Source organism: Microbacterium esteraromaticum (genome assembly GCF_900163815.1).
In the GTDB taxonomy this organism is placed as follows: Bacteria; Actinomycetota; Actinomycetes; order Actinomycetales; family Microbacteriaceae; genus Microbacterium; species Microbacterium esteraromaticum_B.
On record NZ_FUKO01000019.1, the window covers coordinates 297,767 to 315,743 of the forward strand.

At 65.7% G+C, this 17,977-nt stretch carries 14 protein-coding genes and 1 tRNA gene; 12 read left to right on the plus strand and 3 right to left on the minus strand.

Going from position 1 to position 17,977, the window contains the following annotated elements:
* Window positions 1-25: 25 nt before the first annotated feature.
* A tRNA-Met gene (locus FM104_RS06875) sits at window positions 26-102 on the minus strand.
* A gap of 59 nt (window positions 103-161) precedes the next feature.
* Here FM104_RS06875 and FM104_RS06880 point away from each other — a divergent pair.
* Complete coding sequence (locus FM104_RS06880) at window positions 162-968, plus strand: carbon-nitrogen hydrolase family protein (protein ID WP_087130696.1); 807 nt, start codon at window positions 162-164, stop codon at window positions 966-968.
* A gap of 20 nt (window positions 969-988) precedes the next feature.
* Here the strand turns inward: FM104_RS06880 and FM104_RS06885 are convergent, their stop codons facing one another.
* Entirely contained in the window at window positions 989-2,188 is a 1,200-nt protein-coding gene (locus FM104_RS06885; protein WP_087130697.1) for an aminotransferase class I/II-fold pyridoxal phosphate-dependent enzyme, read from the minus strand.
* A gap of 96 nt (window positions 2,189-2,284) precedes the next feature.
* On the opposite strand from FM104_RS06885, the gene FM104_RS06890 reads away from it, so the two are divergent.
* Genes FM104_RS06890 through FM104_RS06900 form a run of 3 tightly spaced genes read left to right on the plus strand, consistent with a single transcriptional unit; the run spans window position 2,285 to window position 6,719 of the window.
* Window positions 2,285-3,982 (plus strand): S1C family serine protease, encoded by a 1,698-nt coding sequence (locus FM104_RS06890; RefSeq protein WP_087130698.1) that lies wholly within the window; start codon window positions 2,285-2,287, stop codon window positions 3,980-3,982.
* A gap of 50 nt (window positions 3,983-4,032) precedes the next feature.
* Complete coding sequence (locus tag FM104_RS06895; protein ID WP_087130699.1) at window positions 4,033-5,286, plus strand: CDP-glycerol glycerophosphotransferase family protein; 1,254 nt, start codon at window positions 4,033-4,035, stop codon at window positions 5,284-5,286.
* Window positions 5,283-6,719: a CDP-glycerol glycerophosphotransferase family protein gene (locus tag FM104_RS06900; RefSeq protein WP_087130700.1), complete on the plus strand. Its 1,437-nt coding sequence runs from the start codon at window positions 5,283-5,285 to the stop codon at window positions 6,717-6,719. Before FM104_RS06895 ends, FM104_RS06900 begins: the two co-directional genes overlap by 4 nt.
* Window positions 6,720-6,734: 15 nt before the next feature.
* On the opposite strand, the gene FM104_RS06905 is transcribed toward FM104_RS06900, so the two are convergent.
* Window positions 6,735-7,799 carry a glycosyltransferase family 2 protein gene (locus FM104_RS06905; protein WP_087130701.1) on the minus strand — a complete coding sequence of 355 codons (1,065 nt, stop codon included), beginning with the start codon at window positions 7,797-7,799 and terminating at the stop codon, window positions 6,735-6,737.
* A 106-nt stretch (window positions 7,800-7,905) separates the two neighbouring features.
* Between FM104_RS06905 and FM104_RS06910 the strand changes: the two genes are divergently transcribed.
* The 8 genes from FM104_RS06910 (at window position 7,906) to FM104_RS16485 (ending at window position 17,904) form a co-directional block, all read left to right on the plus strand.
* Window positions 7,906-9,189 carry a CDP-glycerol glycerophosphotransferase family protein gene (locus FM104_RS06910; protein WP_087130702.1) on the plus strand — a complete coding sequence of 428 codons (1,284 nt, stop codon included), beginning with the start codon at window positions 7,906-7,908 and terminating at the stop codon, window positions 9,187-9,189.
* A complete protein-coding gene (locus FM104_RS06915) occupies window positions 9,190-9,954 on the plus strand; it encodes a biotin--[acetyl-CoA-carboxylase] ligase (RefSeq protein ID WP_087130703.1) in 765 nt (254 codons plus the stop codon). It abuts the gene before it with no gap.
* A gap of 139 nt (window positions 9,955-10,093) precedes the next feature.
* Window positions 10,094-10,624, plus strand: a complete 531-nt coding sequence (locus FM104_RS06920; RefSeq protein ID WP_087130704.1) for a PH domain-containing protein — start codon at window positions 10,094-10,096, stop codon at window positions 10,622-10,624.
* 63 nt (window positions 10,625-10,687) lie between these two features.
* A complete protein-coding gene (locus FM104_RS06925) occupies window positions 10,688-11,812 on the plus strand; it encodes a 5-(carboxyamino)imidazole ribonucleotide synthase (RefSeq protein ID WP_087130705.1) in 1,125 nt (374 codons plus the stop codon).
* Window positions 11,813-11,916: 104 nt separating this feature from the next.
* Entirely contained in the window at window positions 11,917-12,384 is a 468-nt protein-coding gene (gene purE / locus FM104_RS06930; RefSeq protein WP_087130706.1) for a 5-(carboxyamino)imidazole ribonucleotide mutase, read from the plus strand.
* The gene (locus FM104_RS06935) at window positions 12,381-13,832 is read left to right on the plus strand and encodes an LCP family protein (RefSeq protein ID WP_087130707.1); all 1,452 of its coding nucleotides are present in this window, start codon (window positions 12,381-12,383) and stop codon (window positions 13,830-13,832) included. Before purE ends, FM104_RS06935 begins: the two co-directional genes overlap by 4 nt.
* A gap of 58 nt (window positions 13,833-13,890) precedes the next feature.
* Window positions 13,891-14,964 carry a glycosyltransferase gene (locus tag FM104_RS06940; RefSeq protein WP_087130708.1) on the plus strand — a complete coding sequence of 358 codons (1,074 nt, stop codon included), beginning with the start codon at window positions 13,891-13,893 and terminating at the stop codon, window positions 14,962-14,964.
* Between the two features lie 78 nt (window positions 14,965-15,042).
* Window positions 15,043-17,904: a hypothetical protein gene (locus tag FM104_RS16485; protein ID WP_179206707.1), complete on the plus strand. Its 2,862-nt coding sequence runs from the start codon at window positions 15,043-15,045 to the stop codon at window positions 17,902-17,904.
* The last annotated feature ends 73 nt before the right edge of the window (window positions 17,905-17,977 follow it).

A 17,977-nucleotide genomic window follows, 5' to 3' on the forward strand; every position in this document is an offset into this window, starting at 1 on the left:
TCAATGAGACCGGGTCTTCTTTCACTGGTTGCGGGGGCAGGATTTGAACCTACGACCTCCGGGTTATGAGCCCGGCGAGCTACCGAACTGCTCCACCCCGCGGCACGTTGAATAGCCTAACACGGCTCACAGGGGAGGGCGAATCGAGGCAGGATGGAGGCATGACAGCATCCGCTCTGCCCGTCGCCGTCTGCCAGTTCGCACCCGGAGACACTCCCGAAACCAACCGCGCAAGAGTCGCCGAGCTCGTCGCGGATGCTGCGCGGCGCGGCGCGAAGGTCATCGTGCTGCCGGAGTATTCGAGCTACTTCACCAACCCGATGGACGCGCGGCTCGCAGATCACGCCGAGGAGATCGACGGCGCGTTCGTGCAGGCTCTGCAGGCTCTCGCCCACGAACATGCGGTGGTGGTCGTCGCCGGCCTCGTTGAGCGAGCCGACGCAGGCCGCGTCTTCAACACGGTCGTCGCGGTATCGGATGCCGGAGTGCTGGCCGTCTACCGCAAACAGCACCTGTACGACGCGTTCGGGCAGAGCGAATCGGATTGGATCGCACCCGGACCGCTCGGCGAAGCGTCGGTGTTCGAAGCGGCTGGACTTCGGTTCGGACTGATGACGTGTTATGACCTGCGCTTTCCTGAGGTTGCGCGCACGCTGGCGGATGCCGCGGTCGATGCGATCGTCGTGCCAGCTGAATGGGTGCGCGGCCCCCTGAAGGAGCACCACTGGACGACTCTGCTCGCGGCGCGGGCCATCGAGAATACGGCGTACGTCATCGCGGCAGATCATCCGGGCCCGATCGGCGTCGGACTGTCGCAGATCGTCGATCCACAGGGGCTTGTCGTCGCGGGAGCCAGCTCGGGGGAGGGCATCGCCATGGCATCCGTCGATCCGGTGCTCATCGCGAGCGTGCGTGAGACCAATCCCGCGCTGCGTCTGCGGCGTTACGGGGTCGTTCCGCGAGACTGACTTCCGAGCGGCAACAGGTGCTAACTCAGCGCACTGAGTCGGCGGGCGGCCTCTTCCAGGACATCGACTCGTTTGCACGCCGCGAAACGAACGAGACCGGCGTAGTTCGCGCGGTGCTCGGGTGTGACGAATGCGGTGATCGGAATTGCCACGACTCCCGCGCGTTCCGGCAACTCACGGCAGAACTCCGCGGCATCCGATCCGCCGAGCGCGGTGGCATCCGCGACGGTGAAATACCCGCCCTGCGGCGCGTGTACCTCGAACCCCGCGGAGCGCAGGGCTGACCCCAGTAGCTCGTGTTTTCGAAGCACCGCAGCAGCAGCATCCGCGAAGTAGGAATCCGGCAGCCGCAGCCCCACCGCGATCGCCGGCTGAAATGCGGAGCCGTTGGCGTAGGTGAGGTACTGCTTCACCGTGAGAACGGCCGTGATGAGTTCGGCGGGGCCGTGCACCCAGCCGATCTTCCAGCCGGTCACCGAGAACGTCTTGCCCGCGGAAGAGATCGTGAGCGTGCGTGCTGCAGCCCCCGGCAGAGTCGCGATCGGGGTGTGCGGCTGGTGGAAAGAAAGGTGTTCGTAGACCTCATCTGTGACGATCGTCGCGTCGTGTCGGTCGGCGAGCCGGACGACCTCGCTCAGCACCTCCTGGGCGAACACCGTGCCGGTGGGGTTGTGTGGGTTGTTGACCAGGATGATGCGGGTGCGATCGGACACCGCGGCCGCGAGTTCGTCGAGGTCTGGCTGGAAGTCGGGTGCTCGCAACCGCACGGTGCGCAGCTTCGCGCCTGCCAGTGCGACGGCCGCGGCGTACGAGTCGTAGTACGGCTCGAAGACGACGACCTCGTCGTCTGGAGAGTCGAGCAGCGCGAGCAGTGTGGCGGTCAGCGCTTCGGTCGCGCCGGCGGTGACGATCACTTCGCGGTCGGGATCGACGGTCAGCCCGTAGAAGCGCTGCTGGTGCTCGCTGATCGCCGCGAGCAGATCAGGGATGCCGCGGCCGGGCGGGTACTGATTCGCACCATGCGCGATCGCCTCGCGCGCGGCTTCGAGTACCTCGAACGGCCCGTCTTCATCGGGGAACCCCTGCCCGAGGTTGATCGCTCCGGTTCTCGCCGCGAACGCAGACATCTCTGCGAAGATGGTGGGCGCAACCTCGCCCTGTGGAGAGAGAAGGCCTGCCCCTGAGGCGGTGCGCCGCCAAGCGCCGGGAATGTTATCCATGCAGAACAGGCTAAGACCATAGGAGAATTGCATCCGCACCATATCAAACGCACAGCCTCGGTTGTCACGCTGTTAGGGCGTTGTAAGGAGCAGATCATGAACGAGAACAACAACCACGGCGAAGCCTCGAACCCCGAGGTGCCGAACGCCAGTGCGACTCCGTCGTCCCCCGAATCTCCCCGGGCATCCGCTCCGGATGCTGGCGCGCAGACGCCGGGCAGCCAGGGCGCTCCCACATGGCAGCCTCCGTACGGCGCACCTGCCCAGCAGGGAAGCGCTCCAGGCTATGTCGCGCCGCAGCAGGCAGGCCAGCCTGTCCAGCCTCCGCACCCGGCGCAATCCGGCGCATCGCCGCAGCCGACCCACCCCGGGTACAGCCAGTGGGCCGCGCAGGGCTCGCCGACTCAGCAGTACGGCTCCGCTCCGCAGCCTCCCTCGGGCCAGCCGCTGCACGCTACGTCCGGACAGCCGGCGCTGGGCACCGCGTTCGGGCAGGCCGCGTACGCCACGCAGCCGACCTCTCCGCTGGATCCGTCGCTGCTCACGCCGACCCAAACCCATGCGTCTGAGACGCAGAAGAAGTCCGGTGCGCCGGTGAAGATCGCCGGCCTCATCCTGGCGGCGGCCCTCGTGGGCGGTGTCGCGGGGTTCGGCGGCAGCGCGATCGGCAGTGCAGTGTTCAACCCGCCGACCTCCCAGTCGGCATCCGGCCCCGAGGCAGTGACCGTCAACAACCCCGGTTCGGTCAACGAGACCACCGCGATCGCTGCGGACGTGCTGCCCTCGGTGGTCACGATCGAAGTCGCTGGCAGCAAAGAATCGGGCAGTGGCTCGGGCGTCGTCCTGAACAAGGACGGCTACGTGCTGACCAACACCCACGTCGTCACGCTGGGCGGCGCTGTCGCGGATCCGACGATCCGTGTGACCACGTCCGACGGGCGCATCTACACGGGCACCGTTGTCGGCACCGACCCGATCTACGACCTCGCTGTCATCAAGCTCAAGGGAGCGAAGGATCTCAAGCCGATCGAATTCGCTGATTCCGGCAACCTGAACGTCGGCGACACCGCGGTTGCGGTGGGAGCGCCGCTCGGCCTCGCCAACTCCGTGACGACGGGCATCGTCAGCGCGCTGAATCGGAGCATTCAGGTCGCCTCGTCGGCTCTTCCCGAGCAGGGCACTGAAGACCAGCAGCCCGACCAGCAGGGCGATGGTGGTGAAGGGTCGCAGGGCGGACCGTTCCAGTTCGATATCCCCGGCATGGGCAGCCAGCAGGCCAAGCAGTCGATCTCGATCGCCGTGATCCAGACCGACGCCGCCATCAACCCCGGGAACTCCGGCGGTGCGCTCGTCAACAGTGAAGGCCACCTCATCGGCATCAACGTCGCCATCGCGACCGCGGGCGGCTCATCGTCGTCCAGCGAGTCCGGATCGATCGGTCTCGGGTTCTCGATCCCGTCGAACATCGCCAAGCGAGTGGCCGACGAGATCATCAGCGACGGCTCGGCGACCCACGGTCTCCTCGGCGCCACCGTGCGCGACGCTTCCAGCATGCAGGATGCGACCGTTGCCGGTGCTGTGATCGTCGACCCGACGCCGGGCGGAGCCGCAGCCAAGGAAGGGCTGAAGAAGGGCGACGTCGTCACCGAGTTCAACGGCGTGCCGATCACCAACGCCAGCGACCTCACGGCGCAGGTGCGTGCGGCTGCGGCGGGCAGCAAGGCGACAGTCACGTACGTCCGCTCCGGCAAGTCCTATACGGCGGATGTCACTCTGGGCGAACTGAAGCTCTGATCTCGCTTTCGCGTACCGATTCGGACGTCACCCCGCGATAAGCTCGCGGGGTGGCGTCCTTCTCGTTCGGAACCGGCAACGCGGCGAAGCTGCTCCGGATGCCGATGTATGCCATCGGGCGCATAGGAACGCTGATCGTGCCGCGTGGCCGCACCTGGGTATTCGGATGCGGTGCCGGCATCGGCGACGGAGCGCTTGCGCTTCATCGCGAAGCGACCATGGCCGGGCACCGCACACTGTGGCTGGTGCGGTCGCCGCGAGAGCAGGCCGACGCGCGAGCACTCGGCATCCGCACGCGTAATCGTGATGGCCTGCTCGGATGGTGGGCGACCGCTCGCGCCGGGGTCATCGTTGTGACGCACGGGCTCGGCGACGTGAACCGCTACGCCAGCTCCGGCGGCTTCGTGGTGCAGCTCTGGCATGGCATTCCGCTCAAGCGCATCGGCCTGGATTCTCCGGTGACGGTGCAGGTGCCCGCGGGCATTCCCGCAGCGTCGCTGGTGCGACGCCTCCTGACTTCCGCATACCGGGCAGCCGCTCAGCGCATTCGCGTGCTGCCCGCCGCATCGCATCGATCGCGAGGTCGTCTCGAATCGGCGTTCGGTCTCGGCGATGACCGCGTGGTCGTCACCGGTGAGCCGCGCGTGGATGTGCTGTCAGCGGGCGGCGCGGCGGAGCGACGTGCCGCAGCATCCGCTCTGCTCACCCGCACCGGCCCTCTGCTGCCGTCGCAGCGCACGCTGCTGTATGCCCCGACCTGGCGCGACGGGGCGACAGACCCGGCCGTTCCGCGCGCTGCCGAATGGGTGCGGATCGTGCGGATGCTCGAGGAGCACGACGCCATCCTGTTCATCCGCTCCCACCCGCTGGGCGAGGGCGTGTATTCACCGCCGTGGTCGAGCGGAAGGGTGCGGATGCTGAGCGCTGACCTGCTGCCCGATGCGACACCTGCTCTGCCTCGAATCGACACTCTCATCACCGACTATTCGTCGATGGCATACGACGTCGGACTGCTGGCCATGCCGGTGGTGTACCTTGCTCCGGATGCCGAGGAATACGGTCAAGAGCGGGGTTTCTACGGAAGCTACACCGACGTGGCCGGCGACGACTACGCACGCAGCTGGGAAGAGGCCATCGATCAGCTCGACCAGCTGCTCGGTGACGCCGGATCGATGGCCGCGCGTGCGGCACGCTCCACCGCACTCAGCGCCCAGATTCACGCATACAACGATGGCCACAACACCCGACGGGTATACCAGGCGATCCGCGCGAGAGGCATCTCCGCGCCGAAGGGAGAACGATGACGACTGCCCGGATCGATGAACACGCCGAGACGCTGATAATCGCAGGAACGGGGGAGCGGCCAGCATCCGCTGTGCTCGAGGGGCCACGTGCACGCGTGGTCGCGAAGCTCACCGGCGGCGGCAAGACGTGGAAGGCGACGTTCGTGCTTCGTGCCTCGCGGTGGGGCGGTGCTGACCTGCCGCTGCCTTCGGGAGCGTATGAACTGACTGTCGCGGGCATCGACCTGTCCGGTATCGAGATCGCGCCGACCCTGCTGCCGATTCTGCGCATCGAGGTGCAAGGGAGCAGCGTCGAGATCGCCCCGCCGCTCGCACCGGTCTACGAAACGCCCGAGGGCCAGCGCACCCTCGAGCAGCGGTACGCGTCGCAGATCGGCGCCGGCGAGAACGCGGTGTTCTTCGAGAGCTTCTACGGGCAGACTGCTGGCTGCAACCCGCGGGCGATCGATCGCGTCATCGCCGAACGGGCGCCCGCCGTCACACGCTACTGGAGCGTCACTGATCTCTCTGTAGAGATCCCCGAGGGGGCTGTCGCTGTCGTCGAGGGCGGGCCGGAGTGGTGGCGGGCACGAGCAGAATCGCGGATGCTGATCGTCAACGACTGGCTGCGTCGTCGGTTCGTGCGCAAACCCGGCCAGCGCGTGCTGCAGACCTGGCACGGGACCCCGCTCAAGCGTCTCGCGCTGCACCGCCCGGGTTTCGACCCGAGGCGCATGGCGGCGGTGGTCAAGGAATCGCGCCGATGGGATGTTCTGCTCGCGCAGAACGGATACGCGGCGAACATTCTCAAAAAGGCATATGCGTTCTTCGGAAAGCCGATCTGGACCGAGGGATACCCGCGCAATGACCTGTTCACCACCGGGGACCCGGCGCCGATCCGCGAGGCGCTCGGAATCGGCGAACAGGAGCGGGTGCTGCTGTACGCGCCCACGTGGCGCGATGATCGCTCAGAAATGGTCGACTTCATCGACCCGCAGGAACTCGCGGCCCAGACTGACTCGGTCGTGCTGGTGCGAGGGCATTCGCGCACGATCAAGCCCGGTCGGGACCACACCGGGGCGCGGGTCATCGACGTCACGGGATTCCCCGAGACCGCACGCCTGCTGTTGATCGCGGATGCACTCATCACGGACTACTCCTCGGTGATGTTCGACTTCAGCGTGACAGGACGGCCGATGTATTTCCTCGTGCCGGATCTCGAGCACTACCGGGGCGAGCTGCGCGGCTTCTACTTCGATCTCTCTGAGCGCGCGCCCGGTCCGCTCGTGCACACGCAGGAAGAACTCGTCCGGGCCTTGGAAGAGCCGGAAGTCGCGGTCGCCTACCGCGAACGGTACGCCGCGTGGGTCTCGCAGTTCAACAAGCTCGACGACGGCGACGCCGCGGAGCGCGTGGTCTGCCGCATCCTCGATCAGGGCTGGCTGACGCCCTGAGCCAAGCCGCGATGCTCAGGGCAGCGGTGTGTTGCGATCGCCCAGGCGGGACGCATCGATGGTGTCGCCCGCGCCGCGCATGACTCCGGCGAGGAATCCCATTCCCCAAGAGATGTGCATGGTGGGCAGCGCTGCCATGGTCCACAACCGCTCGCGCATCCCCTTGCCACCGGAGACGCCGACCGCGACGATCAGAATCGCGTAGGCGAGCAGGGGCAGGTAGACCAGTGACGCGACAACACGCGCGATGCCGGAGAGCACGCCGGTCAGTTGCAGTAGTCCGACGACTGCAGCCAGTGCCGTCACGATCACCAGCGCGGGTGGCGCGAAGAAGCGCAGCCCGTTGCTGCGGCCGAATCGACGCACGAGTTCGCCGCGCCAGGCGCCGGTCGCACGGAACTGCCTGGCCAATCGCCACCAGCTCTCACGCGGCCAGTAGGTCACCGAAAGCTGGGGATCGAACCAGACGAGGTGTCCAGCCTGACGAATGCGCAGATTCAGCTCCCAGTCCTCTCCTCTGCGGATTGTCTCGTCGAACAGGCCGACCTCATCGAGAACGTCGCGACGCATCACTCCCAGATAGGCGGATTCTGCTGCGCCCTCACGATCACTGCCGTGGTAGGCGCCGCCGCCGAGCCCGATCGGGGAGTTGTACAGCCTCGCGACAGCGCGTTGGAAAGGTGTGCGCCCTTCGGCGCGCATGACGCCGCCGACGTTCGCGGCCCCCGTGCGGTTGAGCGTGGCCAGAGCCAGGCTGGCGTAGCCGGGGGAGAGCTCGGAGTGCGCATCGACACGGATGATCGTGGGGTAGCGGCTCGCGCGGATGGCAGCGTTCAAGCCGACGGGAATGTGAGCCGCCGGATTGTCGACGAGGCGCAGTCGCTCATCGCCTGCGGCCAGCTGCTGTGCGAGTTCGGTCGTTCCGTCGGTGGAGGGGCCCAGCGCCAGCACGAGCTCCGTCGGACCATCGATGTCCTGTGCGAGCACCGACCGCACAGCATGTTCCAGGTAGTCGCGTTCGTTGAGCACGGGCATGACGAACGACACTCCCTCGGCTTCGGTCCTGTCATTCGCGCTCATCCGTTGATCATGTCATGCGGGCGTGGGTGCAAATGCGAAGGGTATGCAGGATCGCGTGCCAGTCGATCCATAGTGAGAGCGCACGGTCGGCCAGTATTCTGGAGGGATGAGTGTCGTCTCGGATGGAAAGAAGGCATATCGGCTGCTGCGAAAGGCGCTCGCGTCACGCTCAGCGGTGCAGCGGGTCCGACGAACCCTCTCCGGGCAGGGGCCGCACCCGGAAGGTCGTTTCCAGGTCGCGGTGTACTTCGCGGACGGCGACGTGAACATGTACCAGATGCGCCAGTGGTATCGACCGCTGGCTGATCTCGCCGAGCGGTGGCCGGTGGTTGTGCTGGCGCGCAGCGCGACCGCGGCCGAGAAGCTTCTGGCGGAAGACGGGCCGCCGGTGGCTTTCGTGCCCACGGTGCGCAACCTCGAGAAGTTCCTGGCGAAGCAGGATATCCGCGTGGTGCTGTACGTCAACCAGAACACCCGCAACTTTCAGATGTTCCGCTACGGTCGCCGCTGGCACGTGTTCATCAACCACGGCGAGTCCGACAAGACGTACATGACGACGAACCAGTACAAGGCGTACGACTACGCGCTCGTCGCCGGTCAAGCCGCACGCGACCGCCTGACCCGCACCCTCTGGGACTATGACATCGAGCGCAAGACGATCGAGATCGGGCGCCCGCAGGCCGACCACTACTCGGGTGTGCTGCCGTACACGCCCGACGAGCGGATGGTTGTGCTCTACGCCCCGACCTGGGAGGGTGATCGGCCTTCGGCGCACTACGGCTCGGTGGCGACGCACGGTGAGGCGATCGTCAACGGGCTGCTCGGCACGGGCCGGCATCGGGTGATCTACCGGCCGCATCCGCGCAGTGGTGTCGTGGACGATGAGTACGGTGCCGCGCATCGACGCATCCTCGCCGCGATCGCGCAGGCCAATGCCTCCGATCCCGCGGCTCAGCACTTTTACGATCATGGTCCAGAGCTCGGCTGGCAACTCGCGTCGGCTGACGTCGCGATCGTGGATATCTCCGCGATGGTCTATGACCGCTTGGCGGCGGGCAAGCCGCTGCTGATCACCCGTCCTGCCGACGAACGGGCATCCATCGATGTGAAGGGCTACCTGTCGGCCTGCGAATGGCTCACCGTCGGCGGCGCCGCGAACATCGTCGGTGAAGTCGATCGCGTCAGCGTCGATGACGATGCCGTGGCGCGACTGCACACCTGGGTGCAGCACTACTTCGGCGACACCACACAGGGCGTCGCGACCGCGAAATTCCACGCAGCGATTGAGCAGCTCATGCAGAAGTGGGATCAGTGGCATGTGCGCGATGCCGACGACATCGATGTGGATGATGATGACGACGATGATGACGATGCAGATGACGAGGACTGAATGGAACTGACGCGGACGGCATCCATCGCCTCGCACGTGCTGGTTCTCGGTGAGTGCGGCTCGACGAACGCAGAACTGCGTGGCAGGGGAGCGGATGCGGCGGCCTGGCCGCATCTTTCGGTGCTGCTCACCGACAGTCAGACCGCTGGTCGGGGTCGGCTGGATCGGCAGTGGACCACTCCGCCGGGTACGGCGCTCGCCGTCTCGGTGCTGCTTCGCGAACTTCCTGCAGAGATGGAGGCGCGCGGCTGGCTTCCGCTCGCAGCTGGAGTCGCAATGACCGGTGCCGTCGCAGACCAGCTGCCCGGGCGAGACGTGGGGCTCAAATGGCCCAACGACGTGCTCGTCGAGGGGGACAAGATCTGCGGCATCCTCGCGGAGGTCGCGGGGGATGCCGTGATAATCGGCACCGGCGTCAACACGGCGATGACGGCCCCGCAGCTGCCGGTGCCCACGGCGACTTCGTTCGCGGTACTCGGCGTCGAGGTGGACGTCGACCGGCTGCTCGCGGACTACCTGATTCGTCTCGACGGTTTCGTGCGCGCGCTGCGAGGCGAAGAGGACGCCGTCGCCTCGGACCTGCATGCTGCAGCCGTGGCGTGCTGTGTGACCCTGGGGCAGCAGGTGAACGTCTCGCTGCCGGACGGCAGCATCCTCAGCGGACGAGCCCAGCGCCTCGCTGATGACGGCCGCCTCGTCGTCGATGACGGCACCGAAGAGCACATCATCTCCGCCGGTGACGTCGTCCACGCGCGACTCGCCTGACTTCCCGGAGCCACCTACTGGGTCCCGGAGCCACCTACTGGGTCCCTGCGCCTGTCGAAGGGTGCTGCCCAACCCGAAGGACGGCGCGCCGACCATTGTTCCTACATCGCGCAGGCACAATGAAGGTGTGACCCAACCCATGACTCTGGGAGGACGGCCGATGATGCCGCCCCCGGGCGCTCCCGTCGAGGAGCTTCTGGTGGCGCGGTTCCGCGGGCATGCGCGCCGGCTGTTCTGGTCGGCGCTGGTGATGATCGGCGTGTGCGGAGCGACAGCGTTCTTCTACGACAACCTGCCGACTGGTTTCGAGAACTGGATGCTGCTCGCCGCTGCCGCGTTCGTCGTGATGCTGCTGGTCGTCTTTCCGTTTCTCGTATGGTTGTCGCGCACGTACACGGTGACCACACGACGTGTGATCGTGCGCGATGGTCTTGGCGCGCGCCGCCGACGCGAGCTGTCGCACACCCGTGGGTATTCCATCGCCGTTCGTCGCGGGCTCTTCCAGCGGATGTGGGGTGCTGGCACGATCGCACTGAGCAACGGCGTCGATGCGCCGCTGCGCCTGTTAAATGTGCCGAATGCCAGTCTCGTGCACGAGGTTCTCGCTGATCAGATCGAAGTGAATCAGATCCTCGCGCACCGCGACGAGCACTCCAACTTCTCCGCGTGAGCACGGCCCGGTGATCCTGCGTCGCCGAGTGCGCGAGAATAGGTCTGACGAAAGGGGTCGCGGATGACGGTGCGCGTAGGCGTGATCGGCGGAGGACAGCTCGCCAGGATGATGATTGCTCCGGCGGTGGAACTCGGCATCGAGTTGCGGGTTCTCGCTGAAGGCGAAGGCATGTCCGCGCAGCTGGCTGCCACGGCCATCGGCGACTATCGCGACCTGGAGATCGTTCGCGAGTTCGTGCGCGGCGTGGATGTCGTCACGTTCGACCATGAGCATGTGCCGCAGGAGATCATGCGGGCGCTCGTCGCGGACGGCGTGCAGGTGCATCCAGGACCGGATGCCCTGCAGTACGCGCAGGACAAAATCGTCATGCGTGCGCGCCTGGCCGAGCTGGGGGTTCCGCAGCCGGATTGGGCAGCCGTGCAGAACGCCGACCAGCTGCAGGCGTTCATCGACGATCACGGCGGTGGAGCCGTCGTCAAGACGCCACGTGGCGGGTACGACGGCAAGGGTGTGCGCGTGGTGCGTGCCGGCACGGATGCCGCCGACTGGCTCGCCGAGCTTGCGGAAGGCGATGCCCTGCTGGTCGAGGAGCTGGTCTCGTTCACTCGTGAGCTCGCGCAGCAGATCGCGCGGCGCCCGAACGGCGACATGATCGCGTATCCCGTCGTGGAGACCATGCAGCGCGACGGTGTGTGCGCTGAGGTCATCGCGCCGGCGCCGGCGACAAGCGGACGACTCGTGCAGGTCGCCGAGCAGATCGGCTGCCAGATCGCGGCGGGGGTCGGGGTCACCGGGATGCTGGCTGTCGAGCTGTTCGAGACCGACGACGAGCGCATTCTCGTCAATGAGCTGGCGATGCGCCCGCACAACAGCGGCCACTGGAGCCAGGACGGCTCGGTCACCGGTCAGTTCGAGCAGCACCTGCGCGCTGTCGCGGACCTGCCGCTCGGTCGCACCGAGCCGCGCTCGCCGTGGACGGTGATGGTGAACATCCTCGGTGGCCCGCTCGATGGGGCACTGGAGGATCGCTTCGCACAGGCGATGGCCGAGTATCCGGAAGCAAAGATCCACACTTACGGCAAAGCACCGCGCCCCGGCCGCAAGGTCGGTCATGTCAACGTCACCGGGGATGTCCTCGATGATGTCGTCTATGTCGCGCGTGCCGCGGCTGCGCACTTCGACTGAACGCTCGGGGCGTGCCGTTGCGACGTTCTCCCAGCGGCGGGCCGTAGCCTGTCAAGGTGACTGAGCCACTGCACTCCTCGAGCGCGCCCCTGGTCGGTGTCGTGATGGGTTCCGACTCCGATTGGCGGGTCATGAGCGACGCCTCCCAGGCGCTCTCCGACTTCGGCATCCCGCATGAGGTCGAGGTCGTCTCGGCACATCGCACGCCGGAGAAGCTCATGGCCTACGGCCGCGAGGCGCGCGGGCGCGGCATCCGAGTGATCATCGCCGGCGCCGGCGGAGCCGCGCACCTGCCGGGGATGCTGGCATCCGTCACTGCGCTCCCTGTTATCGGCGTGCCCGTCCCGCTGGCATACCTCGACGGCATGGACTCGCTGCTGTCGATCGTGCAGATGCCCGCCGGTATTCCGGTGGCGACGGTCTCCATCGGCGGGGCACGCAACGCGGGGCTTCTGGCCGCGCGCATCCTTGCTACCTCCGATGCCGGTCTCGCCGATCAGGTCGAGGCATACGCAGACGAACTCGAAGCGCAGGTGGAGCAGAAGAACCAGCGGTTGAAGGACTCGCTGTGATCTTGGCGGCTCCGCGCGCCTCCTCAGAGCGCGCGCGCCCGCTCGTCGAGACGAAACCGCTGCGACACCCGGATGCTGCTGATCCTGCGCTGATGGGACGGCGCGCGTGGTGGCTGGTCGTGTGGAACGTACTCGTACCGGGCTCCGCGCAGGTGCTGGCCGGAAATCGTCGACTCGGCCGCTTCGGGCTCGGTGCGACGTTGCTGGGCTGGTTCTTGATCGTCGTCGCCGCAGGGCTCGGCCTTTTCGCACGCGGCGTGCTGGTGTCGATCTTCACCGGCGCACTCTCGTGGATCGTGCTGACGCTCGTGCAACTGCTGCTGATCGGCTACGCCGTGCTGTGGGTCGTGCTGACCATCGATACGGTGCGGCTGGTGCGGCTGGTGAAGGTGCCGCCGATCTCGCGGTGGGCCGTACCAGTGGCATCCGTGCTCGTGCTCGCGCTCATCGGATCAGGAGCCGTCTACGGATCGACGGTCGCCGCGTCGAGCCGGGGGGCGCTCGGCACGATCTTCGGAAACAGCGGGCCGAGCCTGCCGCCCAGCGACGGCTATTACAACATCCTGCTCCTGGGTGCGGACAGCGGCGACGGACGCGACTCGATGCGTTTCGACAGCATCTCGGTCGTGTCAGTGAATGCCGCCAGCGGAGCGGTGACGATCACCGGCATCCCGCGCGAGCTTCCGCACGCACCGTTCAGCGAGGGCAGCCCTATGCGCGAGCTGTACCCGGATGGGTTCCAGGGACACTCCAGCGACACCTGCGGTTGGAATCCGTGGATGAACCTCGTGCGCTATGCGGCCGAGGTGTGCCGTGAGGACGAAGGTGCCAGCCTGTATCCGGATGCCGCCGCGCACGGTTCCGCCCCCGGCATCGAAGCCACGAAGGACGCCGCGGAGGGCGTGCTGGGCATTGAGATCCCGTACTACGTGTTCGTCGACATGAACGGGTTCGCGCAACTCGTCGATGCGCTCGGTGGTGTGCAGATCGAGGTGACTGAGCGGCTGCCGAAGGGTGGCGGACCGGCATACAAGGATCAGCCTGCCGCGGACTGGGCGATCGGCTGGATCGAACCCGGACTGCAGCACATGGATGGCGATACCGCGCAGTGGTACGCGCGGTCACGTTATACGACCAGCGACTGGGACCGCATGAAGCGTCAGCGCGAGCTTCAGGTCGCGATTCTCGACCAGTTCACGCCGGAGAACGTGCTGGCGCGGTTCAACGAGCTCGCATCTGCCGGCACGGTGCTGATCGACACAGATCTGCCCAAGGACAAGCTGCCGGAGTTCTTCGACCTGATGCTGAAGGCGAAGAAGCAGAAGGTGACGCAGATCGAGTTGACGCCCGACAACGGCGTCAGCGAGACGGACCCGGACTACGGGGTGATCCATGAAATGGTGGCTGTGGCGCTGCATCCGCCCAAGAAGGAGACTCCAGCCGAATGAGGGATGCTGATCGGCCCCGCCTCGGGGCGATCGTCGCCGCCGCCGCTACGCTGATTTCATGAGTGTGCAGCTGCGGATCGTGCTCGATCAGGCGGTACAGGTCGTCGACGCTGATCAGGCCAGAGCCGCGATGTCGTTGGCGGCTGGGTTGGTCGCGACGGCCCCGCGCGGATGCGTCGTTTCCGCGTTGACGCCCACGGGCGCTGACCTTCAGATTCCTGGTCTACAGAATGTGCGAGCCCTACACCTCGCGCGACGTGAACTCGCGGCGGCCTGGCAGGTGGGACTCGCACCTGGGGTCGGTGGCGGATTGATCCATGCGCCGAGTCTGATGGCGCCACTGGTGAAACATGATCGTGCGCACGACAGCGACCAGACGACCGTCACGGTGTGGGATCTGCGCGCGTGGGAGTCACCGGAGACTCTCCCGAAGTCGAGCGTGACCTGGCAGCGGGCGATGCTCAAGCGGGCGGTTAAGCATGCGGATGCTGTGGTCGTGCCCACACACGCGATGGCTGAGAAGCTGTCGGACATCACCCGACTGGGCGCACGGATCCGCGTCATCGCCGGCGCGGCACCGCAGGGGTTCCAGGTGCCCGATGACGCCGTCCTGCGCCGCGAAGACCTTCAACTGCCTGAGAACTATGTAGTCGTGACTGGCGATGGTGATTCGCTGGCGGCGGGCTTCCGTGCTGCGGCACGAGCCGATACGGCTGTCGTCATGATCGATGCTGTCGAAGGAACCGAACCTGCTCTGGCGGACGCCGCGTCGGCTGCCGGAGTCCCCGAGCGGCGCGCGCACATCCGTGGCGTGCTTGGAGACAGCGATCGTGCCGCGGTGCTCGGTGGTGCGGCGGCGGTTGTTGCGACGTCGACCGCGAGGGCGTGGCCGTGGCGAGTGATCGAGGCGATGTCGCTCGGTGTTCCGCTGATCGCAGTCGACTCTGGAGTGCATCACGACGTGATCGCCGACGGGGGAGTGGTGGTGGATGCCGGGGAGTTGGATGATGCGCTGGCGGATGCTTTGGGGTCCGGCGAGAACCGCCTTCGGGTGCTGGCATCCGACCGCGCGCGAGCGTTCTCGTGGGCGAGTTCAGCGGAGCGCGTGTGGGCGCTGCATGCCGAGTTGTAGAGACACTGCAGAGGATCGTTGGTTTGCTATGCCGTTGCCACAGTGGCATCATTCTGCATCTTCCGTCACACTAGTCACATGTCTTTGCATGGTTCGCGGTCCCGACGCGCCTTGAAGTCGGCCCGGTGGGCCGCCACCATCACCGCCGTAGTCGCGCTGATCTTCGGCACTGCGGTGCCTGCATCGGCGGCATCCGCACCCGTCGCTGCGAGCTCTGTCGGCGTGTCGTCCACGGTGACAGCGGGTGTTGCGGGCGGACCGGTCAAGACATCACTGGCGGGGTTCAATCCCGGCAACATAATCAGTGATGCGGTGTTCACCGCCAAGTCGTCCATGACGGAGGCGCAGATCCAGGCGTTCTTGAACTCCAAGGTGAGGACGTGCCGGTCCGGCTACACATGTCTGAAGGACCTAAGGATCTCGACGAGGACACGGAGCGGGGACGCGTACTGCAACGGCTATGCCGGTGCCTCGAGCGAGTCCGCCGCGCGCATCATTTACAAGGTCGCCCAGTCCTGCGGTATTAATCCCCAGGTGCTGATCGTCATGTTGCAGAAGGAGCAGGGGCTCGTCTCGCACACCTACCCCAGCCCGGGGCGATATGGCATCGCCATGGGGTTCAATTGTCCGGATACAGCGCCTTGCGACCCGGGTTCTGCAGGTTTCTTCACACAGATGTATGGGGCGGCTCGTCAGATGCAGCTGTACATGGAGGGCAGGTACTTCACGTGGTATGCGCCTGGTAAGACTTGGAACATCCTTTACAACCCGAACACGTCATGCGGTCGAGCTCCCGTGTACGTCGCCAACAAGGCGACTTCTGCTATGTACTACTACACGCCGTATCAGCCGAATGCGGCAGCTCTCGCCGCCGGATACGGGGAAGCCAAACCCTGTGGTGCCTACGGAAACCGCAACTTCTACAACTACTTCACGGACTGGTTCGGCTCGACGCAGGCTGCCGCTAGCCCGAATCAGGGCCTGGTGAAGGTCGGACCTGCCGTGTGGCTGCTTTCCGGCGAAAATCGATATCACGTGACTGCGGTCGCTTATGCGGAGTACAAGCGGGTGTTCGATTCACCGGTGAACGTTGACGCCAATGTTCTGACCCGATACCAGGAAGGGTCGTTCGCGGATCTGTATGTGAAGAACGCGTCGAGTGGTACTGTGGCCATGCTGCAGGATGGGCAGACGCATCGCTTCGCCTCCTGTGGGCTTGTTTCCGACTGGGGCGGAGCCTGCGGCGCCGCTCTTGTCGTACTCACAGACGACGACTTTGGGAGATTCGCGGTTGGCGCGGAGATGACATCCTTCGGGCGTCTGACGACGGGCGGCCGAATTCACGAACTGGCCGGTTCGAAGATCACGCCGCTGTACGACAATGCCGTCGCTAAGCAGCGCAATGGTGGAGAGATACCATACGCAGCCGTGTTGCCAGCAGCGGCGAAGACCGCGAAGGCGATCGACAAGCAGGTGCGATTCTTGCCGGGCATATTTGTGAAAGCCTCCGACGCCCCCGAAGTGTGGTTGCCGGATGAGGACGGCGTACTTCACCATTTAGTATCGTGGCCTCTCGCTGCTGAACTCGGGCTGCCGAGGCAGGTAGGGACGGTAGTTCCGGCTGTCGATCTCACCGGGTACAAGGAAACGACCTCATTGAGCGTGTTCGTGCGATGCGCGGGGAAGGACTATGTGGCCGCCGGTGGCAAGCTGAGTCCGCTGTCAGATGATGTCCCACTCGGTTTCACGACCACAGCACTTACCGATGTAACATGCTCCTACCTCGATCTGACTGGACCGGCTTTGCGCGGTACGGGTGTTTTCGTCCGTTTCGGGGCCTCGAGTGAGGTCTATCTGCTCGCCGGAGGGCAGTATCGCCCGATACCTACCGACGCGCAGCAGCGTGAACTCAACGGCGGCATCGCGCCAACGATACTCACAGCTGGATCCGCGTTTAAGTCACGCGTGTCGATCGGGTCGCGCTATCCCGCAACTGGGACATTCGTCCGCGTCAACGGAACACCCGAGGTGTGGCTCGTTGATTCCGACACGCTGATCCACCTTCCTAACTGGGCTACGGCAGTCGAGTACGGTCTACCATCCCGTGCGGACGTCGTCGCGTCATCGGCCATCGCAGGAATGGAGAAGCGGGCTTCGCTCACACCGTTCGCGAAATGCGGCAATTCGACTTTCGTGGCTGCCGGCGGCAGGCTTCGCGCGGTACCTGAGGCGCGGGTTGCCGGAGGTTCCGTCACCGCGCTCTCTTCGAAAGTCTGCGCTGGACGCATCGGCGGTACAGCAGTCGATGCGCCGGTATTCCTCAGTGATGGGTTACGGACGTCGGTTGCGGTCGGCGGGGGGTTCTCGGCGCTGCCGGACGCTACGGCCGTCAGCAGGGCGGCAGCGGGCACGCCGGTGATCCTGCATCGGGTATCCGCTGCCTATCTGTCGGCTCTACCCGCATCGGACGTCCCTGGCGAGGGCGCCCTGGTCAGGTCATCTGCTGAGTCGGCCGTGACTCTGATAGATGGAGAGTTCCGCATGCACCTGCCGAACTGGGGTGTGGCAGCGGATCTGGGTGTATTGGGGCGCTATCAGGTGGTAGCGCCGGAAGCCATCGCGTCTCGAGCGGTCGGTGGTCCCGCGGTGGGCATCTTCGTCACCTGTGGATCGCAAACTTATACGGCGTCTCGCGGTGAGTTGTACCCCGTTACAAAAGCCGCGATCGGGGGATTTGTGCCGCTTCCGCTGTCCATCGCCACGTGCAAGACCCTTCAGGTGCGTGCTGGATCGCCGGATACAGGCCTGCTGCTCACATCCAGCGACGGAATCGTCTATGCACTCACAGGGGGGAAACTTGTGCCTGCGGCGCGTCCGAACCCCGCAATCCTGTGGCTGACCGTGGATACTCGGACGATCGATGGAATGCCCACGGGGTGATGCGCACGGACTCTCAGGTTGCCCGGACAATATTGGATATACTTTCCGAGTTGCTTTGCGGGTTAGCATGCCG